General features: G+C 71.5%; 17 protein-coding genes. 11 read left to right on the top strand and 6 right to left on the bottom strand.

Features of this window, described 5'->3' with window-relative positions; all coding sequences use genetic code 11:
• Positions 1–107: 107 nt before the first annotated feature.
• Positions 108–1,955, bottom strand: a complete 1,848-nt coding sequence (gene recQ / locus C4T78_RS02800) for a DNA helicase RecQ (protein ID WP_093347587.1) — start codon at positions 1,953–1,955, stop codon at positions 108–110.
• Positions 1,956–2,348: 393 nt separating this feature from the next.
• On the opposite strand from recQ, the gene C4T78_RS02795 reads away from it, so the two are divergent.
• The 3 genes from C4T78_RS02795 to C4T78_RS02785 all read left to right on the top strand — a co-directional run bounded on the left by C4T78_RS02795 (position 2,349) and on the right by C4T78_RS02785 (position 5,034).
• Positions 2,349–3,446: an LLM class flavin-dependent oxidoreductase gene (locus C4T78_RS02795; protein WP_093347590.1), complete on the top strand. Its 1,098-nt coding sequence runs from the start codon at positions 2,349–2,351 to the stop codon at positions 3,444–3,446.
• Positions 3,447–3,587: 141 nt separating this feature from the next.
• Positions 3,588–4,187, top strand: a complete 600-nt coding sequence (locus C4T78_RS02790) for an FMN reductase (RefSeq protein WP_093146256.1) — start codon at positions 3,588–3,590, stop codon at positions 4,185–4,187.
• Between the two features lie 208 nt (positions 4,188–4,395).
• A complete protein-coding gene (locus C4T78_RS02785) occupies positions 4,396–5,034 on the top strand; it encodes an isochorismatase family protein (protein WP_093347592.1) in 639 nt (212 codons plus the stop codon).
• Between the two features lie 31 nt (positions 5,035–5,065).
• Here C4T78_RS02785 and C4T78_RS02780 read toward each other — a convergent pair whose 3' ends face one another.
• The gene (locus C4T78_RS02780) at positions 5,066–5,929 is read right to left on the bottom strand and encodes a LysR family transcriptional regulator (RefSeq protein WP_093347593.1); all 864 of its coding nucleotides are present in this window, start codon (positions 5,927–5,929) and stop codon (positions 5,066–5,068) included.
• A gap of 69 nt (positions 5,930–5,998) precedes the next feature.
• Between C4T78_RS02780 and C4T78_RS02775 the strand changes: the two genes are divergently transcribed.
• Together C4T78_RS02775 and C4T78_RS02770 are read left to right on the top strand one after the other, a co-directional pair.
• Positions 5,999–6,967, top strand: a complete 969-nt coding sequence (locus C4T78_RS02775) for a nitrilase family protein (RefSeq protein WP_093347595.1) — start codon at positions 5,999–6,001, stop codon at positions 6,965–6,967.
• Positions 6,968–7,053: 86 nt separating this feature from the next.
• Positions 7,054–8,430: a type I glutamate--ammonia ligase gene (locus tag C4T78_RS02770; RefSeq protein ID WP_093347597.1), complete on the top strand. Its 1,377-nt coding sequence runs from the start codon at positions 7,054–7,056 to the stop codon at positions 8,428–8,430.
• Between the two features lie 4 nt (positions 8,431–8,434).
• Here the strand turns inward: C4T78_RS02770 and C4T78_RS02765 are convergent, their stop codons facing one another.
• A complete protein-coding gene (locus tag C4T78_RS02765) occupies positions 8,435–9,850 on the bottom strand; it encodes an amidase (protein ID WP_093347598.1) in 1,416 nt (471 codons plus the stop codon).
• Positions 9,851–10,012: 162 nt separating this feature from the next.
• Here C4T78_RS02765 and C4T78_RS02760 point away from each other — a divergent pair, with 162 nt between their 5' ends.
• The 4 genes from C4T78_RS02760 to C4T78_RS02745 all read left to right on the top strand — a co-directional run bounded on the left by C4T78_RS02760 (position 10,013) and on the right by C4T78_RS02745 (position 15,344).
• Positions 10,013–11,191, top strand: coding sequence for a TetR/AcrR family transcriptional regulator (locus C4T78_RS02760; protein WP_093347600.1), 1,179 nt, complete (start codon positions 10,013–10,015; stop codon positions 11,189–11,191).
• A gap of 215 nt (positions 11,192–11,406) precedes the next feature.
• Positions 11,407–13,044: an acyl-CoA carboxylase subunit beta gene (locus tag C4T78_RS02755; protein WP_093347601.1), complete on the top strand. Its 1,638-nt coding sequence runs from the start codon at positions 11,407–11,409 to the stop codon at positions 13,042–13,044.
• 22 nt (positions 13,045–13,066) lie between these two features.
• Positions 13,067–13,321, top strand: a complete 255-nt coding sequence (locus C4T78_RS02750) for an acyl-CoA carboxylase epsilon subunit (protein WP_093347603.1) — start codon at positions 13,067–13,069, stop codon at positions 13,319–13,321.
• A gap of 259 nt (positions 13,322–13,580) precedes the next feature.
• Entirely contained in the window at positions 13,581–15,344 is a 1,764-nt protein-coding gene (locus C4T78_RS02745; RefSeq protein WP_093347604.1) for an acetyl/propionyl/methylcrotonyl-CoA carboxylase subunit alpha, read from the top strand.
• Between the two features lie 65 nt (positions 15,345–15,409).
• Here the strand turns inward: C4T78_RS02745 and C4T78_RS02740 are convergent, their stop codons facing one another.
• On the bottom strand, positions 15,410–16,594 hold the full coding sequence (locus C4T78_RS02740; RefSeq protein ID WP_093347606.1) for an MFS transporter: 1,185 nt from the start codon (positions 16,592–16,594) through the stop codon (positions 15,410–15,412).
• A 36-nt stretch (positions 16,595–16,630) separates the two neighbouring features.
• Positions 16,631–16,978 (bottom strand): MerR family transcriptional regulator, encoded by a 348-nt coding sequence (locus C4T78_RS02735; RefSeq protein ID WP_235863164.1) that lies wholly within the window; start codon positions 16,976–16,978, stop codon positions 16,631–16,633.
• 333 nt (positions 16,979–17,311) lie between these two features.
• On the opposite strand from C4T78_RS02735, the gene C4T78_RS02730 reads away from it, so the two are divergent.
• Positions 17,312–18,610 carry a family 43 glycosylhydrolase gene (locus tag C4T78_RS02730; protein WP_218161466.1) on the top strand — a complete coding sequence of 433 codons (1,299 nt, stop codon included), beginning with the start codon at positions 17,312–17,314 and terminating at the stop codon, positions 18,608–18,610.
• A gap of 62 nt (positions 18,611–18,672) precedes the next feature.
• Positions 18,673–20,331: a DUF885 domain-containing protein gene (locus tag C4T78_RS02725; RefSeq protein WP_093347608.1), complete on the top strand. Its 1,659-nt coding sequence runs from the start codon at positions 18,673–18,675 to the stop codon at positions 20,329–20,331.
• 88 nt (positions 20,332–20,419) lie between these two features.
• Here the strand turns inward: C4T78_RS02725 and C4T78_RS02720 are convergent, their stop codons facing one another.
• Positions 20,420–22,243 (bottom strand): CocE/NonD family hydrolase, encoded by a 1,824-nt coding sequence (locus tag C4T78_RS02720; RefSeq protein ID WP_177247417.1) that lies wholly within the window; start codon positions 22,241–22,243, stop codon positions 20,420–20,422.
• Positions 22,244–22,413 lie beyond the last annotated feature (170 nt).

Here is a 22,413-nt window from a genome sequence, read left to right as displayed (position 1 = left end):
ACCCGTTCCCCATCAGCGGCGCGCGTGTTCTCCCGCGCAGCATAACGGCGATCACCGTGTCACAAGTCACTTTTCGCGGAACTCCGGCGCCAGCGCCTGCCCCGCGATCACTCCTCCGCGGCGAGGGCTTCGAGCACCGCTTGGCCGTACTTGTTGAGCTTCTGCTCGCCGATTCCGCTGATGCCGCCGAGCTCCTCCAGGGTGGTGGGCTGGGCCGCGGCGATCTGCCGCAGCGTCGAGTCGTGGAAGATGATGAACGGCGCCTTGCCCTCCTCGCGCGCGGTGGCCAGCCGCCAGGCGCGCAGCTTCTGGAAGACCGGCTCGGCCTCGGCGGGCATCTCCTGCGCCCCGGCCTTGGCGGTCTTGGCCTTGGGCGCGGACGCGACGCGCTTGGGCTCGGTGCGCAGCAGGACCTGGCGCGGATCTTCCCGGCGCAGCACCTCACCGCTGGATTCGGTGAGCACCAGCGTGCCGTAATCGCCCTCGACGGAGAGCAGGCGCTGGGCGAGCAGCTGCCGGATCACGCTGCGCCACTCGTTGTCGCTGAGATCGGCGCCGACGCCGAACACGCTCAGCGAATCGTGCCGGAACTGCTCGATCTTCGGCGTCTTCTTGCCGCGCAGGATGTCGATGACCTGCCCGGCGCCGAACCGCTGGTTGCGCTCGCGGTCGAGGCGGACCACGGTCGACAGCAGCTTCTGCGCGGCGACCGTGCCGTCCCAGGACTCCGGCGGGCTCAGGCAGGTGTCGCAGTTCTGGCAGGTCACCGGGGTGTCCTGGCCGAAGTAGGCGAGCAGCTGGGTGCGGCGGCAGCTCACCGTCTCGCACAGCGCCAGCATCGAGTCCAGGTGCCGGGACAGCGTGCGGCGGTGGGCCTCGCCGCCGTCGGAGAGGTCGATCAGCTTGCGCTGCTGCACCACGTCCTGCAGGCCGTAGGCCATCCAGGCGGTGGAGGGCAGCCCGTCGCGGCCGGCGCGACCGGTCTCCTGGTAGTAGCCCTCGACGGACTTGGGCAGGTCGAGGTGCGCGACGAAGCGCACGTCGGGCTTGTCGATGCCCATCCCGAAGGCGATGGTCGCCACCATCACCAGGCCTTCCTCGCGCAGGAACCGGGCCTGGTGCCGCGCGCGGACCTCCTTGTCCAGCCCGGCGTGGTAGGGCAGCGCTTCGATGCCGTTGGCGACCAGGAACTCCGCGGTCCGCTCCACCTCGGCGCGGGAGAGCCGGTAGACGATGCCGGCGTCCCCGGCGTGCTCGCTGCGCAGGAACTGCAGCAGCTGCTTGCGCGGGTCGTTCTTCGGCACGATGCGGTACTGGATGTTGGGCCGGTCGAAGTCGGAGACGAAGTGCCGGGCCTCGGTCAGCTCCAGCCGGGTGGCGATCTCCTGGCGGGTCGCCGGGGTGGCGGTGGCGGTCAGCGCGATGCGCGGCACCTCCGGCCAGCGCTCGTGCAGCACCGACAGGTTCAGGTAGTCGGGCCGGAAGTCGTGGCCCCACTGCGCCACGCAGTGCGCCTCGTCGATGGCGAACAGCGAGACCTCGCCGCGGCCGAGCAGCTCCAGCGTCGAGTCCAGGTTCAGCCGCTCCGGCGCGAGGTAGAGCAGGTCGAGCTCGCCGGAGGCGAACGCCTGCTCGGTGCGGCGGCGCTGCTCGTAGGTCTGGGTGGAGTTGAGGAACCCGGCCTTCACGCCGAGCTCGTTGAGCGCGTCCACCTGGTCCTGCATCAGCGCGATCAGCGGCGAGACCACGACCCCGACACCCGGCCGCACCAGCGCCGGGATCTGGTAGCACAGCGACTTGCCGCCACCGGTGGGCATCAGCACCAGGGCGTCCCCGCCGCCGATGACCTGCTCGACGATCTCCTGCTGCGAGCCGCGGAAGGAGTCGTAGCCGAACACCCGCTGGAGAACCTGGTGAGCATCGGTCAAGAGATCGGGGGAAGCCACGGCGCGCATCTTAGAGGTCCTCCTGGGGTCGCCTTGCGTGGCGGTGCGGGCAGCGGAACCTCAGCGCCCGCCTGGACTCCGGGATCCCGGACTCATGAATGCCCGATGCGCGGAGCTCGGGCTGTCCTCGCCAGGCGACCGCTGTGAACCCGCGGCGGTGCAAGCGCCGAGAGCGGGCCAAGCGGCTGCGCAGCTTCGAAGACGAATTCGATCGTACTCAGGAGGTGTGGCTGTTCCCCGTTCCACCGGTGCTGACATGCCCGGGCGTGTCGGGCACCTGCTGTGACGTGCGTCCTGCCGGGGCGGGCTGGCGCGGGGAATAGCTCGTAGGGAAGAATCGTTCCCGGAAGTAGTTGAATCTCGTACTAAAGAGGGCGGGATCTGGCCAGCGAGGGAGCTGACATGCAGTTCGGAATCTTCTCGGTCGGTGACGTCACCGCGGACCCGACCACCGGCCGCACGCCCACCGAGGCCGAGCGGATCAAGGCCATGGTCCGGATCGCGCTGAAGGCCGAAGAGGTGGGGCTGGACGTCTTCGCCACCGGCGAGCACCACAACCCGCCCTTCGTGCCGTCCTCGCCGACCACCATGCTCGGCTACGTGGCGGCCCGCACCGAGCGGCTGATCCTGTCCACCTCGACCACGCTGATCACCACCAACGACCCGGTGAAGATCGCCGAGGACTTCGCCATGCTGCAGCACCTGGCGGGCGGCCGGGTGGACCTGATGATGGGGCGCGGCAACACCGGGCCGGTGTACCCGTGGTTCGGCCAGGACATCCGCCAGGGCATCCCGCTGGCGATCGAGAACTACCACCTGCTGCACCGGTTGTGGCGCGAGGACGTGGTGGACTGGGAGGGCAAGTTCCGCACCCCGCTGCAGGGCTTCACCTCCACGCCGCGTCCGCTGGACGACGTCCCGCCGTTCGTCTGGCACGGCTCCATCCGCAGCCCGGAGATCGCCGAGCAGGCCGCCTACTACGGCGACGGCTTCTTCCACAACAACATCTTCTGGCCCGCGCAGCACACCCAGCGGATGGTCGAGCTGTACCGGCGGCGCTTCGAGCACTACGGGCACGGCTCGGCGGACCAGGCGATCGTCGGCCTCGGCGGTCAGGTGTTCATGCGCAAGAACTCCCAGGACGCGGTGCGCGAGTTCCGGCCGTACTTCGACCACGCGCCGGTCTACGGCGGCGGGCCGTCGCTGGAGGAGTTCACCGAGCAGACGCCGCTGACCGTGGGCAGCCCGCAGGAGGTCATCGACCGGACGCTGGGCTTCCGCGAGTACGTCGGCGACTACCAGCGCCAGCTGTTCCTGATGGACCACGCCGGGCTGCCGCTGAAGACCGTGCTGGAGCAGCTGGACCTGCTCGGCGAGGAGGTCGTCCCGGTGCTGCGCAAGGAATTCGAGTCGCTGCGGCCCAGCCACGTCCCGGAGGCGCCGACGCACGCCTCCCTGCTGGCCGCCAAGAACGAGAAGAAGGCGGAGACGGTGAAATGAGGTTCTAAGGACCTCGTTTTGCGCGGCGGTGCGGGCTGCACAGGTGGACTCGGAAGCGCCTTCGGCGCTTGGCGGCAGTTGCACGGCCACGCGGCCCCGGACGTCGCGGCTGCGGCCGCCGACCAGAATGGAGAGAGTTCAATGACCGAGCGGAAGCTGGTCGTGGTCTCGGCAGGGCTGAGCCAGCCCTCGTCGACCAGGTTGCTGGCCGACCGGCTGGCCGCGGCCACCGAGCGGGAACTGCCGGTGCGCACCAGGGTGGTGGAGCTGCGCGACCACGCCAAGGACGTGGCCAACAACCTGGTCACCGGGTTCCCCGGCACCGAGCTGCGCGAGGTGCTGGACGAGGTGGCGGCGGCCGACGGGCTGATCGCGGTGACACCGATCTTCCAGGCCTCCTACAGCGGCTTGTTCAAGTCGTTCTTCGACGTGCTGGACAACGAGTCGCTGCTGGGCAAGCCGGTGCTGATCGGCGCCACCGGCGGTTCGCCGCGCCACTCGCTGGCGCTGGAGCACGCGATGCGCCCGATGTTCAGCTACCTGCGCGCGGTGGTGGTGCCGACGGCGGTCTACGCGGCGTCGGAGGACTGGGGCAACGGCGGCGACGGCACGGCGCTGGCCGACCGGATCGACCGGGCGGCGGCCGAGTTCGCGGCCCTGATCGCCGCCCGCCCGGCGGCCTCCCGGCCCGATCCCTTCGAGGAAGTCGTCCCGTTCGAACAGCTGATGGCCCAGAACTGACGGCTCGTCGCCCCGGCCGAGCGCTCGGCGAGGCCGGGGCGCGCCGTTGCGAACCGCGGCGGCCTCGTCGATCAGGTCACCACGGCGACCGGCTGCGTGGTCCGGCACGCGATTCGGCCGCAGGACGCGGAGAGGCTGTTTGCGCTGCCAGTCGCGGGGTATGCCTTTCGCGATCGTGGGAGTCGGAAGCGTCCGGGGGGAGAACGCCATGGCCAAGACCGAGCCCGAGCCGCGCCGCGATCCCCGGACCGACCACCTGCTCACGCCCGAGAACTGCATCGTCGCGCTGATCGACTACCAGCCCGAGCAGTACGCCACCATCACCTCGAGCACGCGCGAGGAGATCGATCTGAACGTGGTCGCCCTGTGCAAGCTGGCCACGGCCTACGGCGTGCCGGTCGTGCTCTCCACGGTCGGGGTCGGCATGGGCGTGAACGAGGGCACCGCGCAGCGGATCCGCGACGAGCTGCCGGGCGTCGAGGAGATCGACCGCACCGGTGTCAACGCCTGGGAGGATCCCGACTTCCACGAGGCGATCGAGAGCTCGCGGCGCCGCAAGGTGGTCATAGCCGGGCTCTGGACCGAGGTGTGCCTGGCCTTTCCCACCTTGGACATGCTCGCGGCGGGATACGACGTCCACCCGGTGGCCGACGCGGTCGGCGGGATCAGCCGGGTGGCGCACGAGCGCGCGTTCGACCGGATGATCGCCGCCGGCGCGCGGCCGGTCACCGCGATCTCCTTCGGCGCGGAGCTGATGCGCAACTGGGCGCGCCCCGACTCCGACAACCTCCGGAAGGTCATGCGCTGGTACTTCCCCGAACGCCAGCGCCTCGGCCTGGGCGGCTGAGCCCTGCGAACGATTCCGCTGCCAGGCCCGGCTACGCGGTCGGCTCCGGTGCGAGAACGCTCTTGACGAAGTTGTCGACCAGGGCGGTGTGCTGGACGGGGTGCCAGGCGATGCCGACGTCCCAGGTCGCCTCGGGCTCGTGCAGCGCGGTGAAGGTCACGCCGGGCGCAGCGATGCGGGCCGCGGTGGCGGGGACGAGCGCGGGGCCGACGCCCGCCGCCACGAGGGCGAGCACGGTCTGCAGGTCGTGGGTTTCGTGCAGGGTGCCGGGGCTGATCTGCCGGGCAGCGCAGAGCCGGTCGATCTGCGCCGCCAGGCCCGGACCCTTGATCCGGGCGAGCCGGACCAGTCGCTGCCCGCCGAGCCAGCCGATGACCTCGCGCGGCACCGGGGCGGTGCTGGCGACGACGAGGTGATCGCGGCGCAGCGCGCGTTGGTGCAGATCGTCGCCCACCGGTAGCCGGACGAATCCCGCGTGGAGCCGACCGGTGCGGATCCGGTCGACCTGCACCGCGGAGGGCAGGTCCTCCAGGCCGACCTCGACGTCCGGGAACGACCGCCGGAACGCCGCGACCGCCCGCGGCGCGATGTCGATCGTCGACAGTCCGAAGCCGAGTGCCAGCCTGCCGTGCTCGCCCCGGGACAGGCGGTGCGCGTGGTGCGTGAAGTCGTCGACCGCGGCGACCACCTCCCGGGCCTGCGGCAGCAGCGACTCGCCGAAGTCGGTGAGCGCGGCGCCGTGCCTGCCGCGGGTGAACAGGGCCCCGCCCAGCTCGCGTTCCAGTGCCTGGATCTGCTTGGTCAGCGCCGGCTGGGTGATGGAGAGGCTGCGCGCGGCCGGTCCGAAACCGCGGTTGTCGGCGATCGTGACGAAGGCCCGCAGTCGAGCATGCATTCCATCAGGTTATGCGATGCCGCCGAAGATTCATTGGACGTATGGATGTCGTTCGGTTGGGATGGCCCTATGGCAGACGTCCTGAAGGTGGCGGCGGTGCAGTTCGAGCACCGCGCCGACGACAAGCAGCACAACCTGGGGCGAGTGGCGCACTTCGCGGGCCTGGCCGCGGCGGCCGGGGCTCGGCTCGTGGTGTGTCCGGAGATGTGCGTGATCGGGTACTGGCACCTGCGCCGGCACGACGTGGCGGCGTTGCGCGCGTTGGCCGAGCCGGTGGACGGGCCGTCGGTGAGCGCGGTGCGTTCGCTCGCCCAGCAGCACGGCGTCGGGGTGGGCGTCGGATTCCTGGAGAGCGACGGCGGAAGGTTGTTCAACTCCTACGCCGTGTGCCTGCCCGACGGGAGCGTGCACGTGCACCGCAAGCTGCACGCGTTCGAGCACGAGGCCATCAGCAGCGGCGACGGCTACACGGTCTTCGACACCCCGTGGGGTGTGCGGATGGCGGTGCTGATCTGCTGGGACAACAACCTCGTCGAGAACGTCCGGGCCTGCGCGCTGGCCGGTGCGCAGGTCCTGATCGCGCCGCACCAGACCGGTGGGACCGCCTCCCGCAGCCCGCACGGCATGCGACCGGTTCCCGTGGAGCTCTGGCGGAACCGGCACGCCGATCCCGCGGCGATCGAACGCGAGTTCCGCGGTCCCAACGGGCGTGACTGGCTGATGCGCTGGCTGCCGGCGCGCGCCCACGACAACGGCCTGTTCGTGGTCTTCAGCAACGGAGTCGGCCAGGACGACGACGAGGTCCGCACCGGCAACGCCATGGTGCTCGACCCCTACGGGCGGATCCTCGCCGAGACCTGGGCGGCCGCTGACGAGGTGGTGCTGGCCGATCTCGACCTCGACCTGATCCCGCTGGCCACGGGTCGGCGGTGGCTGGCCGGTCGCCGCCCGGAGCTCTACGGCGTCCTCGTCAGGCGCACCGGCGCTGAACGCGATCCGCGCACCGCCCGGTTCGCCACCGAACCGGTCGACATCTGAGACCGCGGCCGCTCGTTGCGCGCACCAGGGCGTGGACAACGGCGCAGCCGGCGCGAAATCGGCCGTTCCGGCGCTACGGTGACGGCATGGGTGATCGGATTCCGGCGTCCGAGCCGGTCGGGCTGGGTGATGTCGTCGCGGGATTGCGCGCCGACGGCGTGGAACTGGTCGAGCTGTCCTTTGTGGACAACGCGGGGAACGTGCGGGTGAAGGGCGTGCCGCTGGACCGGCTGCCCGCGGCGGCGCGGTACGGGGTCGGGGCCTCGCCCTGCTTCGAGACGTTCACCTTCGACGACGTGATGGTGCGCGGGCGCTACCTGGGCGGCCCGGACGGCGATCTGCGCCTGGTGCCCGACCTGGACCGGTTGGTCCGGCTGGCGGCGATGCCGGGCTGGGCCTGGGCACCCGCCGACAAGTTCACCCAGGACGGGGACCGGTTCGTCGGCTGCCAGCGGGATTTCGCCGCGCGGCAGGTCCGGGCGGCAGCCGATGACGGCCTGACGGCCTTCGCGGCCTTCGAGCACGAATGGGCGTTGGGACGAGCTGACAGCGAGGAGTTCGTCCCGGCTTTCGGCGGCCCCGGCTACGGCCAGATGCGCCTGGAGGCCACCGCCGAGTACGCGCGGGAGCTCGTCGCAGCCCTGCGCGCCCAGGGACTGGAGGTCCAGCAGTTCCACCCCGAGTACGCGCTCGGCCAGGTGGAGCTGTCGGTGGCCGCGGTCGGCCCGGTGACCGCGGCCGACGACGCGGTGCTGGTCCGGCACACCGTGCGCGCCCTGTCGAGACGCCACGGCTGGCGCGCGAGCTTCGCGCCGTGCCTGGTGCCCGGCGGCGCCGGTTCCGGTGGCCACCTGCACCTGTCGGTGCGCGATGCGGACGGGAACCTGTTCGCCGGCGGCAGCGGCCCGCACGGGCTGCGCCCGGCGGGGGAGTCGTTCCTGGCCGGTGTGCTGCGCGAGCTCCCCGCGCTGGTGGCCATCGGTGCGGGCAACCCGGCGAGCTTCCTGCGCCTGGAGCCCTCCCGCTGGGCCGGTGTGTGGCAGGTGTGGGGCCGGGAGGCGCGCGAGGCGGCGTTGCGGCTGATCACCGGTACGACCGGCACGCAGCAGTGGGCGGCCAACGTCGAGGTGAAGTGCTTCGACGGCACCGCGAACCCCTACCTCGCGGTCGGCGCGGTGCTCGCGGCCGGGCTGGCCGGTGCGCGCGAAGGGCTCGCGCTGCCCGCGGAGGTCACCGGCGATCCGGCGGCGCTGGACGAGCGCGACCGGGTGGCGGCCGGAATCCACCGGCTGCCCACGAACGCCGCGGCGGCCGCCGATGCGCTGGCGGGGTCGGCGGTGCTGGCCGAGGCGATGGGCCCGGAGCTGCACGACGCGATGCTCACCGTCCGCCGCGCCGAGGCCGAGCGCTACGCCGACGCCGCCCCGGACGAGATCGTCGCCGCCACCTGCTGGCGCTGGTGAGCGCTCATCCCGCGGTGAGCTCGAACGCCCGGGCCAGGCGCAGCAGCGTCGATTCGGCGTGGTGGGCACCGATGAGCTGCACTCCCACGGGGAGGCCGTCGCCGGTCAGCCCGGCCGGGACGGAGATCGCCGGGAGCCCGGCCACGCTGGCGCCGAAGGTGTAGCGGGAGAAGGTCGGAAACGGGTCGACCGCGCTCCCGTTGTGCTCCATCCGGCCGCTCTGCGCCAGCGGGATCGCCGGTGACGGGGTGGTGGGCGAGAGCAGCACGTCCACATCGGACAGCGCGGTCAGGTATCCGCGGCGGATGGCGGGCACGGTCTCGCCGAGCGCGGTCAGGTACGCGTGGGCGGGGACGGGCGAGGCGTCCGGGCCGACCTGGCTGCCGAGCAGAGCGGCGACGTCGGCGCCGAAGCTGCCCAGCCGTTCCTCGACCGAGCCGAGCCCGCGTTCGCGGAACAGCTCCGCCACCAGCACGACCGACTCCGGGGAGACGATCAGGAACCCGGTCTCGCTGCCGATCTCGGCGTGCTCGACGGTGACCTCCCGCAGCTCGGCACCCGCATCGGCGAACCGCTGGGCGGCTGCCCGGTGCAACCGCTCGACCTCCGGGTGGTTGTCCGCCCAGTAGTCGCCGACCGGGACACCGATGCGGACACCGCGCAGCGCTGCGGGATCGGTGGGCAGTTCGCCCGGCGCCACCGTCTCGCCACCGGTGAGGACGTGCATCATCAGCGCGGCATCGGTGACGTCCCGGGTGATCGGCCCGGCGACGTCGAATCCCGCGGACACCCGCAGAACGCCCTCCAGCGGCAACCGGCCGTGGGTCGGCTTCAGCCCGACCGCGCCGCAGACCGCCGCTGGGATGCGCACGGAGCCGCCGGTGTCGGTGCCCATGGCGGCGGGCACGATGCGGGCGGCGACCGCCGCGCCGGAACCGCCGCTGGAGCCACCTGCGCTGCGCGTCGGGTCGTGCGGGTTGCGCACCGGGCCGAAGTGCGGGTTGTCCGAGGTGATCCCGAAGCTGCACTCGTGCATGTTGGTCTTGCCGAGCACGATCGCACCGGCGTCGGTCAAGCGCTGCACCACCGCGGCGTCGGTGTCCGGGATCCAGTCCCGCAGCACGGCCATGCCACCGGTGGTCCTGATGCCCGAGGTGGTGTAGTTGTCCTTGACGCTGACCGGAACCCCGTGCAGCGGGCCGATGGGACCGCGCTCGGCGAGCCGCCGGTCGAGCTCCCCGGCGCGTTGGGCGGCGTTCTCGGCGACGGTGATGTGGGTGTTCAGGTCGTCGAGCGCCGCCGCCTGCGCGAGGCAGGCCGACACCAGCTCCCGGCTGGACAGCTCACCGCCGCGGACCCGAGCCGCGATCGCGGTGACCCCGCTGCCGATCAGGTCGGCGTGCTCCGAAGCTGCTGACATGCGTCGACTCCCGATCGTCCGGTGTGGATCCGCGTTGGCCGCCGGAGTATCGCCCGCGGCGCGAGCGATCGAAAGACCCACCGGCTAAGGGTTCTACGTATCCGGCGGCGGCTCGGAACGGCGCACGTATGCTCGTGGGTGGCCGGGGAAGGGACGGACGCGATGCCAGAGGTGACCAATCCGCCTGCCCGGAACACGCGTCCGCGCAACCGGCGCGCGCTGATCACCGCGGCCGCCGCGGACCTGTTCTACCGCCAGGGCTACGCGCGGGTGGGCATGAGCGACATCGCCGAGGCCGTCGGCGTCGGCTCCTCGGCCCTGTACCGGCACTTCGCCGGCAAGCAGCAGCTGCTGACCCGGGTGGTGCTCGACGAGCTGCGCCCGTTCAGCGAGATCACCGCCGAGGTCACCGACCTGGACCAGGTGGTGGAGCGGCTCGCCGCGGCCGCGCTGGAGCACCGCCAGCTGGGCGTGCTCTGGCAGCGCGAGGCCCGGCAGCTGCCCGAGGAGCAGCGCGACGCGCTGCGCAAGGAGCTGCGCGAGGTCGCCAGCGGCCTGGCCGAGGTCGCCCGCGCCTTCCGAGCGGAGCTGACCGGGCAGGACGCCCGGTTCCGCGCCTGGTGCACCTTCAGCGTGCTGACCAGCCCGTCCTACCACCAGGTCGACCTGCCGAGGCGGGAGTTCGAACAGCTGCTGCGGGCGATGGTGGTGGTCATCGGCGAGCAGCCCCCGCACCGGTTCGCCGAGCGCCGCGACGACTCCGAGCAGCGCTCGGCGCTGTTCGCCGGCCGCGCCTCCCGGCGCCGGCTGCTGCTGGCCGCCGCGATGCGGCTGTTCTCCGACGCCGGCTACACCAAGGTGACCACCGAGGACGTCGGTGCGGCGGCCGGGATCGCCGGGCCGAGCCTCTACAACTACTTCGCCAGCAAGCAGGAGCTGCTCAGCACGGTGATCACCCGCGGCAACGCGTGGCTGGAGGTCGAGCTCGAACGCACCCTGGCCAGCACCCCGGCCGCCGCCGACGCGCTGCGCGAGCTGCTGCGCTCCTACATCACCTTCGCCTTCGACCACGGGCGCTTCATCGACATCCTGGTCAGCGAGGTCAACCACCTGCCGGACGCCGAGCGGCACCGCGCCCGGCAGACCCAGCACGCCTACGTCGCCGAGTGGGTCGGGCTGCTGTGCGAGGCGCGACCCGAGCTGGACCAGGTGCGCTCCCGGATCCTGGTGCAGGCGGCGCTGACGGTGGCCAACGACATGGCGCGCACCGGCGCGGTCCGCGACGTGGAGGCGCTGCTGGCCGTCGGAGCGGCTCTGATGCTGGCTACCCCGATCGGCTGAGTGCGCTCGACCACAACTTGAGCCTCGACTACCGGCCATTCACTTAACCGGCGAATCCGCAGGTGGTTGCCGATCGGTGTGATCTATTCGCTGGTCACTTCCGCATTGACGCGAGACCGGCCGCCGAACTAATCTCCGCAAGAATCAGTGCTGCGTTCGCCGTGATCGCGGGCGGATACTGAGGTCGGAGCAGGTAACGAGGACGGGTTGGTTGCATGAGCAGCGCGACGGAGCCGGTCGGTCAGCCGCCGGCGGACGTGCCGGACATCCACACGACCGCGGGCAAGCTGGCGGATCTGTACCGGCGCAACGACGAGGCGGTGCACGCCGGCTCGGAGCGCGCGGTGGCCAAGCAGCACGCCAAGGGCAAGTACACCGCCCGCGAGCGGATCGACCTGCTGCTGGACCCGGGCTCGTTCGTGGAGCTCGACGAGCACGCCCGGCACCGCTCCACCAACTTCGGCCTGGACGCCAACCGCCCCTACGGCGACGGCGTGGTGACCGGCTACGGCACCGTCGACGGGCGCAAGGTGTGCGTGTTCTCCCAGGACTTCACCGTCTTCGGCGGTTCGCTGGGCGAGGTCTTCGGCGAGAAGATCGTCAAGGTGATGGACCTGGCGCTCAAGACCGGGTGCCCGCTGATCGGCATCAACGACTCCGGCGGCGCGCGGATCCAGGAGGGCGTCGCGGCGCTGGGCCTCTACGCCGAGATCTTCAAGCGCAACACCCACGCCTCCGGCGTGATCCCGCAGATCTCGCTGATCATGGGCCCGTGCGCGGGCGGCGCGGTGTACTCGCCGGCGATCACCGACTTCACCGTGATGGTCGACCAGACCTCGCACATGTTCATCACCGGCCCGGACGTGATCAAGACCGTCACCGGTGAGGACGTCACCTTCGAGGACCTCGGCGGCGCCCGCACGCACAACTCCCGCTCGGGCAACGCGCACTACCTGGCCGCCGACGAGGACGACGCGATCGGCTACGTCAAGGAACTGCTGTCGTTCCTGCCGAGCAACAACCTCGCCGAAGCGCCGGTCTTCGACGCCGACATCGCCGAGGGCGCGATCGCCGACTCGATCACCGACCTCGACCGCGAGCTGGACACCCTGGTCCCGGACTCGCCGAACCAGCCCTACGACATGCTCCAGGTCATCTCCCGCGTCGTCGACGACGAGGACTTCCTGGAGACCGGCGCGCTGTTCGCGCCGAACATCATCACCGGCTTCGGGCGCATCGAGGGCCGCCCGGTGGGCGTGGTGGCCAACCAGCCCACCCAGTTCGCGGGCACCCTGGACATCGACGCCAGCGAGAAGGCCGCCCGGTTCGTGCGGACCTGCGACGCGTTCAACATCCCGGTGCTGACCTTCGTCGACGTGCCGGGCTTCCTGCCGGGCACCGACCAGGAGTGGAACGGCATCATCCGCCGCGGCGCGAAGCTGCTCTACGCCTACGCCGAGGCGACGGTCCCGCTGGTCACCGTGATCACCCGCAAGGCCTACGGCGGTGCCTACGACGTGATGGGCTCCAAGCACCTGGGCGCGGACATCAACCTGGCCTGGCCGACCGCGCAGATCGCGGTGATGGGCGCGCAGGGCGCGGTCAACATCCTCTACCGCCGCCAGCTGGCGGAGGCCGCGGACGACGGCGAGGACGTCGAAGCGCTGCGGGCGCGGTTGCAGCAGGAGTACGAGGACACCCTGTGCAACCCCTACGTCGCCGCCGAGCGCGGCTACGTCGACTCGGTGATCCCGCCGTCGTTCACCCGCGGCTACGTGGCGCGATCGCTGCGGATGCTGCGCGACAAGCGGGAGAGCCTGCCCGCCAAGAAGCACGGCAACATCCCGCTGTGACGGCTGCCGGAGGAGGAGCGCAATGAGCCACGACGCGGACGCGGTGCCGGAGCGGCCGGTGCTGCGCATCGTGCGCGGTGATCCCGACGAGGTCGAGCTCGCCGCGCTGACCGCCGCGCTGACCGGGCTGGCCGCGGCCAAGGCGGCGTCGGCCGAGCCGCGGCCCGAGCCGATGTCGCGGTGGGGCGATCCCGCCGCGGCGGTCCGCCACCCCGCCGGGCGGCGGCCGCTGCGGCCCGGCCCGCACGCCTGGCGCGCTTCGGCGCTGCCGGGCTGAAGGCCTGTCGGGTGGACTCGTCTTGCGCAGCGGTGCCGGTAGCGGGAACTCAGCGCCCGCCCGGACTGCGGGTGCCCGGCCCAATGCACGGCGGCCGGGCCGTCCTCGCCGGGCGAGCGCTGAGAACCCGCGGCGGTGCAAGCGCCGAGGGCGGGCTGAACGTCTTCGGCGTTTCAAAGACAAAGACAGGCTCTGACGTGTTCAGACAAGGTTTCGCCAGTCGTCCGGCGTCGCGCCGGGAGTTGAGGAGTTGGCCACTGTGGACGTGACGCCGATCAGCAAGGTCCTGATCGCCAACCGCGGTGAGATCGCGGTGCGGGTGATCCGCGCCTGCAAGGACGAGGGCATCGCCTCGGTCGCGGTGTACGCCGAGCCGGACGCGGACGCGCTGTTCGTGCGGCTGGCCGACGAGGCCTTCGCGCTGGGCGGGTCGACGCCCGGCGAGTCGTACCTGAACATCGACAAGATCATCGACGTGGCCAAGCGCGCCGAGGCCGACGCGGTGCACCCCGGCTACGGGTTCCTGTCGGAGAACGCCGACTTCGCCCAGGCGGTGCTGGACGCGGGCCTGATCTGGATCGGCCCGTCGCCGCAGGCGATCCGCGACCTCGGCGACAAGGTCACCGCCCGGCACATCGCCACCCGGGCCGGTGCGCCGCTGGTGCCCGGCACCAAGGACCCGGTGTCCGGCGCCGACGAGGTGGTGGCCTTCGCCGAGGAGCACGGCCTGCCGGTGGCCATCAAGGCCGCCTTCGGCGGTGGCGGCCGCGGGCTGAAGGTCGCCCGGACCATCGAGGAGATCCCCGAGCTCTACGCCTCGGCGGTGCGCGAGGCCGAGACCGCTTTCGGGCGGGGCGAGTGCTTCGTGGAGCGCTACCTGGACCGCCCGCGGCACGTGGAGGCCCAGGTGCTGGCCGACCAGCACGGCAACGTGGTCGTCGTCGGCACCCGCGACTGCTCGCTGCAGCGCCGCCACCAGAAGCTGGTCGAGGAGGCCCCGGCGCCGTTCCTCAGCGACGAGCAGCACCGCACCATCCACGAGGCGGCCCGCGCGATCTGCGCCGAGGCCGGCTACTACGGCGCGGGCACCGTGGAGTTCCTGGTCGGCATGGACGGGACGATCTCGTTCCTGGAGGTCAACACCCGGCTGCAGGTCGAGCACCCGGTGTCGGAGGAGACCACCGGCATCGACCTGGTGCGCGGCCAGTTCCGGATCGCCGAGGGCGCGAAGCTCGAGCACACCGAGGACCCGAAGCCGCGCGGCCACTCCATCGAGTTCCGCATCAACGGCGAGGACGCAGGCCGCGGGTTCCTGCCCGCGCCCGGCACCGTGACCCGCTTCGTCGCGCCGCACGGCCCGGGCGTGCGGGTGGACGCGGGCGTGGAGTCCGGCAGCGTGATCGGCGGGCAGTTCGACTCGCTGCTGGCCAAGGTGATCGTGACCGGCGCGGACCGGCAGCAGGCGCTGGAGCGCTCGCGCCGCGTCCTGGACGAGATGGTGGTGGAGGGCATGGCCACGGTCCTGCCGTTCCACCGCGCGATCGTGCGCGACCCGGCGTTCACCGGCACCGACGGCTTCACCGTGCACACCCGCTGGATCGAGACCGAGTTCGACAACACCATCGAGCCGTTCACCGGTGGCGCCGAGGCCGCGGAGCCGGAGGCGCGCCAGAGCATCACCGTCGAGGTCGGCGGTCGCCGCCTCGAAGTGACGCTGCCCGCGGAGCTGGCGGTCTCCGGTGCGGCCCCGGCGTCGAAGGCCAAGCCGCGCAAGCGCTCCGCGAGCAAGGCCGGAGCGGCGGTCTCCGGTGACGCGGTGACGGCGCCGATGCAGGGCACCATCGTCAAGGTGTCGGTGACCGACGGCCAGCAGGTCGAAGCCGGCGAGCAGATCGCGGTCCTGGAAGCGATGAAGATGGAGAACCCGGTGACGGCCCACAAGGCGGGCACGGTCACGGGCCTGTCGGCCCAACCGGGCGACTCGGTCTCCCAGGGCACCACCCTCTGCGAGATCAAGGACTGACCGCGATTCGGCCCCGCCCGGAGGCTCCGGGCGGGGCCGAACTGCGTCTGCCCGACGAGCTGCGCTCACACGGGTGTGGTGAGACGGGCCGGTGCGGGAGCCCAGGCGAGGGCGAAGGACAGCGCCATCAGCAGCGCGGCGGCCAAGGGGAGGTACGGGATGCCGACGGTGCTGATCACCGCTCCGCCCACCGCCCCGGCGACACCGGTGCCCAGGTAGAGCCCGGAGATGTTCAGCGCGAGCGCGGTCATCCCGGCGCTCGGACCGGCGGCCAGCAGGATGCTTCCCTGCACCGGCGGTGTCAGGCCCCAGGCGAAGACGGCCCAGAAACCGATCACCGCGGCGAGCGGGACGGTGCCGCCCGCGCCGCTGAACCCGAGGAACGCGGCGAGACCCAGCGCGACGGCATGCCCGCCGATCACCACCCGCAGGCTCCGGTGCGGGCCCCAGGAATCGGTGACCCGGCCTGCGAGCAGCGCGCCGACCAGCCCGGCCACGCCGACCACGAAGAGCGGGAACGGCAGCGCGGCGGTGGAGTCCCCGGCCACCTCGCGGGTGTAGGCGGCCAGGTAGGTGTAGAATATCAGCCCGCCGCTGGCGGCCAGGAACGTGACCAGCACGAGCCGCAGCACGCCGGGATCGCGCAGCGGCGCGAGGCGTTCGCGCAGCGGGGCGATCTCCCCGCCGGAGACCTTCGGCGCGGTGGCGAGCACACCGGCCATCACGATGGCGCCGACCGCGGCGATCAGCCAGAACGTGGCCCGCCAGCCCATCGTGCCGCCCAGCCAGGTGCCGAGCGGCACGCCGGTGAACAGCGCTGCGGTCATCCCTGCGGTGACCACCGCCAGGTAACGACCTTGCTGCTGCGGTGGCGCCCCGGCTCCAGCGGTGGCGAAGGCGGCCGAGGCGATCACCGCGGCGGCGACCCTGGCGGCCAGCAGCCACCAGTAGCCGGGTGCGACCGCAGCGGCGGCGTTCGACAGCACGAAGACCCCGAGCCCGCCGACCATGACTGCGCGGCGCGGGAACCGCTCGCACACCACTGCGAGGGTGGGCGCCCCCACCGCGTACACGACGGCGAAGACGGTCACCAGCTGCCCGGCCGCGGCGACGCTCACCCGGAGATCGTCGGCGATGGCCCGCAGCACCCCGGCGATGATGAACTCATCGGTGGCCGTGGCCAGCAGGGCGAGGAAGAGGACGTACAGCCAGCCCGGGAGAGCGGGCTTGCTCGCGGTGACAGCACTCATGGGACCGCACGCTAAGTACTGACACCGGTGTCATGTTCAAGCCGCGGATCCGGATTCGCCTTCGCGCAGCACCTCGCCGAGATCCTCATCCGGCCGTCCGGCGCGCAGCGTCGCGATGCGCTGGACCGGCACGGCCCGGTAGCGGGCGAGCTCGGCGGCCCTCGCCTCAACCGCGGCCAGCCGGCTCTCGTACATCTCCAGCACCTCGTCGGGGCTGTTCCGGCAGGCGAGGAAGTCCGCTGTCTTCATGTCCGGGCAGGGCGCCACCTGCCGGATGTCCTCCATCGTCAGCCCGGCCCTGAGCAGCTCGCGCACGTTGAGCACGCGGTGCACGGCGGGTTCGTCGTAGACGCGCCACCCCTTGCCGGTCCGGTGCGACTCCAGCAGGCCGTGCTGCTCGTAGTAGCGGATCGACCGCCGACTGGCCCCCCGTGCGCTCGGAAAGCTCCCCGATCTGCATACCCGTCCTCCGTGTGCGTTTTGGGGCGCTGCAAAGCACTCACGGTATCTCCCGCAACCGCTCGCGGGGATCGTCGCCCCGCTTCCCGCTCGTGCTGGTGCGATCGCGCAACCACGCGAGTGCGAGTGGGTTCTCTCGTCATGCGGACGCTGCTCGGTCGACGTCGGCCGGAAGGGGCCGCGTAGCGTCGATCACGGGCCGGCGCGGTGCGCAGGCCCCGATTCGGGATCTGGCGGAACACAGCGAGGAGAATGTCGATGCCCAGCTCGCACCTGAACCGGCGGACCCTGCTGCTGGGTACCGCGAGCACCGTCGGACTGGCGGCCGCACTGTCCGGACTCACCTGGGCGCGCGGGTTTTCGCCGCAGCAGGAGCACCCCCCGAACTGGCCGGGCATGAAGCCCTACGGCGCCGCGGACATCCGGAAGGACCTGTGGCCGCGGGCGGACAACTCCCGCGTTCTCGCACTCGAACTCCGCCCCCGCGACGAGGAACTCGGGCGGGTCTGGATCCGGGACACCTACGTCAACTGCTTCGTAGTCGACGGCAAGCCGTGCTACGTCGCCACGGGAACCACCCGCGCGACCGGTCTCGAAAGCGCGTCGCCGTGGAACGACGGCATCTTCGTCTGGGTCGCCGAATCCCTGGACGGGCCGTGGGAGCTGGTGGACACGACCGGTCTCCGGCCCGGTGCGGAGAAGGGCAAGGTGTGGTCACCGGAGTTCGCCGGTGAGAACGAGCCCGGGCGCACCGTCGTCGCCCCGTGGCAGGAGTACTGGCGCGACGAGGAGCACGGCAAGCGGGGCAACGTGTGGGCGCCGGAGGTGCACCACTTCCGCGATACCTGGTACATCGTCGCCTGCATGGGCGATCACTCCCGGAAGGTCGGCTCGTTCATGCTCAAGAGCGAGGGCGGGATCGAAGGCCCGTACCGGGTCGTCGAGGGCAACCTGGACAAGCCGTTCGGCGACCTGGCGCCCCGCGGGCCGGAGTGGATCGACCCGAAGGTCTACTACCACATCGACGGCGGTCTCCACGCCGAAGGCGACAAGGCCTGGCTCGTGCTGCACAACCACCTGTACGCCGAATTCACCGACGACATGGAGGACATCGTCCAGAAGACGAAGCTCCCGAGGTTCGAGCAGGTGGCGTACTCACCCGAGCCGTACCTCGAAGGTGCGAGCGTCATCAAGCACGAGGGCAAGTACTACCTGATGCACGCTGCCTGGAACAAGAAGTCCGAGAACCCCGACGGCGGCGAGCGGCACGCCTACACGCCCGGGGGCGAGCGGTACCAGTACGACGCGATCATCGCGGTGGCGGACAAGTTCGAAGGGCCGTACTCGAAGCGCTGGACCGCGGGCGTCGGGGCCGGTCACAACAACCTCTTCGTGGATGCCGACGGCGAGCTGTGGGCGACGTTCTTCCGGAACCCGGTCGCCGGTTACTGGGCCGACCCGGCGCGGCAGGGCGACGCCGCCGTGGCCGGTGTGGTGCGGATGGAGTGGACCGGCCCCGAGGGCAGTCGGATCTACGTCCGGCGCAGACAGGGGTGAGCTCCGAATGGCCCGGGAAAACGCGGTGACGCCGGGGCGATCGGTCCGGTATCAACTCCCGCATGACGACGGTGACCCGGCTCGCTGACGAGCTGCTCGCGCTGCTGCACCGGGAGGATCCGCTGGCGGCCACGGCGCTGGGCGTTGGCGGGCACGACCACGAGCTGCCCGACCTCAGCGAATCCGGCGAGCGGGCTCGCAAGGCCGATGCCGGGCACATCGCGCGGCGGGCGTCGGGTCTCGGCGGGCTCGGTGAGCAGGAGAGCGTGACGCGGGCCGTCGTGGTGCAGCAGGCGATGGCGTTGGTCGCGCGGGTGGACGCCCGGCTGGTCGAGCACACGGTGGCGTTCCAGCTGACCTCGCCCGCCGGTGCTCTGCTGCACGGGCTTGCGCAGGTGCGGCCGGTCGGGGACGACGCGGAACGCGCTTACCTGGACAGGTTGGCCGCGATCCCGGCCTATCTCGCGGTCGCCGCCGAGCGGCATCGGGCGGGTGCGGCAGCGGGCCGTCTTCCGGTGGCCTACCTGGGGTGCGCGGCCGTGGCGAGCCTCGATCGGTACCTCGCGGGCCCCGACCCGCTCCGCGGACCTGCGTTGAGCGGATCGCGCGTCGCTGAACGCGAACGCCTCCTGGACGGCGTGGTCCGCGAGGCGTTCGCGCGCTATCGCGAGGTGATCGACACCGAGCTGGTGCCGTGCGGAAGACCGGAGGAGCAGCCGGGTTTGTGCTGGTTGCCCGACGGCGGGGCGGTGTACGAGGCGTTGTCGCGCGTGCACACGACCACCGAACGCGGGCCGGAAGACCTGCACCGGACGGGTTTGGAGCTCATCGACGAACTGGCGGCGGAGTACGTCGAGATCGGCTCGCGGGTATTCGGCGCCACGACCGCCGACGAGGTGCGGGAACGGCTCCGCGCGGACCCGGCGCTGCGGTGGGAGAGCCCGGAAGAGGTGCTGAGCACCGCGCGCGGGACCGTCGAGCGCGCGGAGCAGGCGGCGGCGGGCTGGTTCCGGAGAGTTCCGGCCGGACGTTGCGCTGTGCGGCCCGTTCCGGACAACGAGGCGCCCAACGTGTCCGCCTACTACAACCGGCCCGCGCTGGACGGCTCGCGGCCGGGGACCTACTTCGCCAACACCTACCGGGCCGAGGAGCGCGAGAAGGTCACCGCGGAAGCGGTGGCCTTCCACGAGGCCGTGCCGGGACACCACTTCCAGCTGGCGCTCGCGCAGGAGGCCGAGGGGCTGCCGATGCTGCGCAGCCTCGCCGACATCAACGCCTACGTCGAGGGGTGGGCGCTGTACGCCGAGCGGCTGGCCGACGAGATGGGCCTGTACTCCGGTGATCTCGCCCGCCTGGGCATGCTCGCGGAGGATTCCCTGCGCGCTGCCAGGCTGGTGGTCGACACCGGACTGCACGCGCGGGGCTGGACCCGCCGGCAGGCGGTCGACTTCATGCTCTCGCACACCCTGCTGTCCGAAGTGGACGTCCACGTCGAGGTCGACCGCTACGTCGAGTGGCCCGGCCAGGCGCTGTCGTACATGGTGGGGCGCCTGGAGATCCAGCGCCTGCGAGCCGGTGCGGAGCGCGCACTCGGCACCGCCTTCGACCTCGCTGCCTTCCACGACCTCGTGCTCACCGGCGGCCCGCTGCCGATGACGGTGCTCGCCGAGGTCGTCGAGAACTGGGCGCCCTGGTCCACAGCCGTCCCGAACACGAGGTGATGGTCGATGTCTCGCGAAGTTGACGCCGCCCGCAGCTCGCGGAGGCCGGGGCGCATGAGCTCTCGTGGTCCATCCGCCCGGTGCTGGTTCACCTGGTCGCGGGGATCGTCGGCAGGGTGAGCAGCGACGGCTGTTCCGGCGAGGTGTGGATGGTCAGCGGTGACAACGCCGCGGGCAGGTCGCGCACCGTCGGGAGCAGGTGCGGGACGTCGTAGGCCTGCACGGCGATGCGCAGCTTGTGGCCGGTCGGGATCACCGCGCCGGTGGGGAAGACCTCGACGTCGATCGGCGCGATCTGCCCTGGCCGCAACAGGTTCTGCGCGTCCATGGTGAACGGGTGGTGCGGCTGGATCAGCTGGCCGTCGAGGTAGCGGGAGCGGGACTCGTCCAGCGCCCGGTGCGACAGGACCTGCCAACCACCGGTGAGGCGGTCGACCTCGCCGGTCGGGGACACCGACGACACCGACACCGACAGCATCCCGTTGCCGGTCGGCGTCGAGACGTTCAGGTGTGCGTTGATGGGACCGCGCATCCGGAGCGGTTCCGCCACCGGCTCGGTCTCGAAAACCGCGCCGGAGAGGTCGTTCCAGCGGTTGTCTGCGCACAGCTTCCCGAGCCCGGCCGCGTTCGGCAGTCCCGCCGTCCACTGGTTGGCCGAACGCGTGCACAGCCCGGAGACCGGGACCGGAGCGACGATGCTGCGTCCCGGCTCGGCGTCGTCGGCGACGAGCTGACCGGGAGCACCGGGGAGCGAGGTGCCGGAGAGCTGGAAGGTGGTCGCGCGCTGCTCGTCGATCCAGTCCTGCGCCCGGTGCCACTCGCCGGAGCCGATCTCGTGCCAGGTCAGCGGCGGGATGTCCGAATCCAGCGCCGGGTCGGGCACCCCGCGCACGTGGTGGTCGAACCAGCGCAGCTGGAGCTCCTGCAGGGAGCCGTGCCCGGCGTCCTCGACGCCCGCACCGGTGCTGGCCTGCAGGTGGTCCCACGGGCCGAAGATCATCTTGGTGGGCACGCCGCGTTCCCGGAGCCGGTCGAACAGCATCGGGGTGCCGCGCTGGAACAGGTCGTACTCGCCGCCGACGAGGAAGGTCGGCACGTCGATCCGGTCGACGACGTTGATCGGCGAGCGCTCGGCGTAGAACGGCCCGTCGAAGGCCGAATCCAGCCCCAGCGTCGCCGAGAGCAGCAGCGGCGCGGTGAACCCGGTGGCGCCCTGCACCCGCGAGAGGTACATCTGCAGCGCGTTGTCCGGCTCGGCGGGCCCGTAGGCGGGCGGGATCAGCCCGGTTCCGGTGACCAGTCCCAGCCACAGCGGGATGAACCCGACGTCGAGCGCCCCGCCGGAGGCGACCACATCGCGATAGGTGTCGGCGGCCGGGACCTGCGGGAAGACGGCCTTCAACCCGGTGGGCCGGTTGGCGGCGGCGAACAGCTGGCTGATGCCCATGTAGGACGGCCCGTGCATCCCGACCGAACCGCTGCTCCACGGCCGTTCGGCGGAGGCGGCCCACTCGACGACCTCCCCGGCGTCGGTGTTCTCCCGCTCGCTGAACGCCGCCCACGAACCACCGGAACTGCCGGTACCCCGAGCGTCGACGTTGACCTGCACGTACCCGCGCTTGACGAAGTAGCCGGGATCGCCCATCACGCCGGCCCCGGCCCGGTACAGCACAGCCTTGTTGTAGGCGGTGATGGTCACCAGCACGGGAAACCGGCCCTCGACCGGATTGCCGTCGGCATCGGCCGGCCGCTGGACGTCCCCGCGCAGCACGATCCCGTCGGACATCGGGATGGCAACGTCGGTCTCGGTGGCGACCTCGGGGTGCTCCTCGGCGCGAGCGGCCCACCCGCCCTGCGCGGAAGCCGCCGGCACCCCGGCGAAAGCGGTGGCGAGAGCGAGCAGAAATGCCAACCAGCAGCGCCGCATGATGACCTCCCAGCACGATCGGGGAGATCAACGATCAGAACGACCCGGGGTTACGCGGACCGCGGATCCGTCCAGATGTGATCGCGGCGGGTTTCGGTTTTTCGCTTGACTTGTGACCGGTGGTGACGGGACAGTTACCCGCTGGCTTGATCGTG

Source organism: Saccharopolyspora kobensis, assembly GCF_900108315.1.
GTDB classification, from domain to species: Bacteria; Actinomycetota; Actinomycetes; order Mycobacteriales; family Pseudonocardiaceae; genus Saccharopolyspora; species Saccharopolyspora kobensis.
The sequence above is the reverse complement of the archived record's forward strand: the minus strand, read 5'-3'. Positions and strand labels throughout refer to the sequence as shown.

Coding starts and splice junctions, on each gene's coding strand:
- recQ (WP_093347587.1), bottom strand. CDS start 1,955: ATGCGCGCCGTGGCTTCCCCCGATCTCTTGACCGATGCTCACCAGGTT.
- C4T78_RS02795 (WP_093347590.1), top strand. CDS start 2,349: ATGCAGTTCGGAATCTTCTCGGTCGGTGACGTCACCGCGGACCCGACC.
- C4T78_RS02790 (WP_093146256.1), top strand. CDS start 3,588: ATGACCGAGCGGAAGCTGGTCGTGGTCTCGGCAGGGCTGAGCCAGCCC.
- C4T78_RS02785 (WP_093347592.1), top strand. CDS start 4,396: ATGGCCAAGACCGAGCCCGAGCCGCGCCGCGATCCCCGGACCGACCAC.
- C4T78_RS02780 (WP_093347593.1), bottom strand. CDS start 5,929: ATGCATGCTCGACTGCGGGCCTTCGTCACGATCGCCGACAACCGCGGT.
- C4T78_RS02775 (WP_093347595.1), top strand. CDS start 5,999: ATGGCAGACGTCCTGAAGGTGGCGGCGGTGCAGTTCGAGCACCGCGCC.
- C4T78_RS02770 (WP_093347597.1), top strand. CDS start 7,054: ATGGGTGATCGGATTCCGGCGTCCGAGCCGGTCGGGCTGGGTGATGTC.
- C4T78_RS02765 (WP_093347598.1), bottom strand. CDS start 9,850: ATGTCAGCAGCTTCGGAGCACGCCGACCTGATCGGCAGCGGGGTCACC.
- C4T78_RS02760 (WP_093347600.1), top strand. CDS start 10,013: ATGCCAGAGGTGACCAATCCGCCTGCCCGGAACACGCGTCCGCGCAAC.
- C4T78_RS02755 (WP_093347601.1), top strand. CDS start 11,407: ATGAGCAGCGCGACGGAGCCGGTCGGTCAGCCGCCGGCGGACGTGCCG.
- C4T78_RS02750 (WP_093347603.1), top strand. CDS start 13,067: ATGAGCCACGACGCGGACGCGGTGCCGGAGCGGCCGGTGCTGCGCATC.
- C4T78_RS02740 (WP_093347606.1), bottom strand. CDS start 16,594: ATGAGTGCTGTCACCGCGAGCAAGCCCGCTCTCCCGGGCTGGCTGTAC.
- C4T78_RS02730 (WP_218161466.1), top strand. CDS start 17,312: ATGCCCAGCTCGCACCTGAACCGGCGGACCCTGCTGCTGGGTACCGCG.
- C4T78_RS02725 (WP_093347608.1), top strand. CDS start 18,673: ATGACGACGGTGACCCGGCTCGCTGACGAGCTGCTCGCGCTGCTGCAC.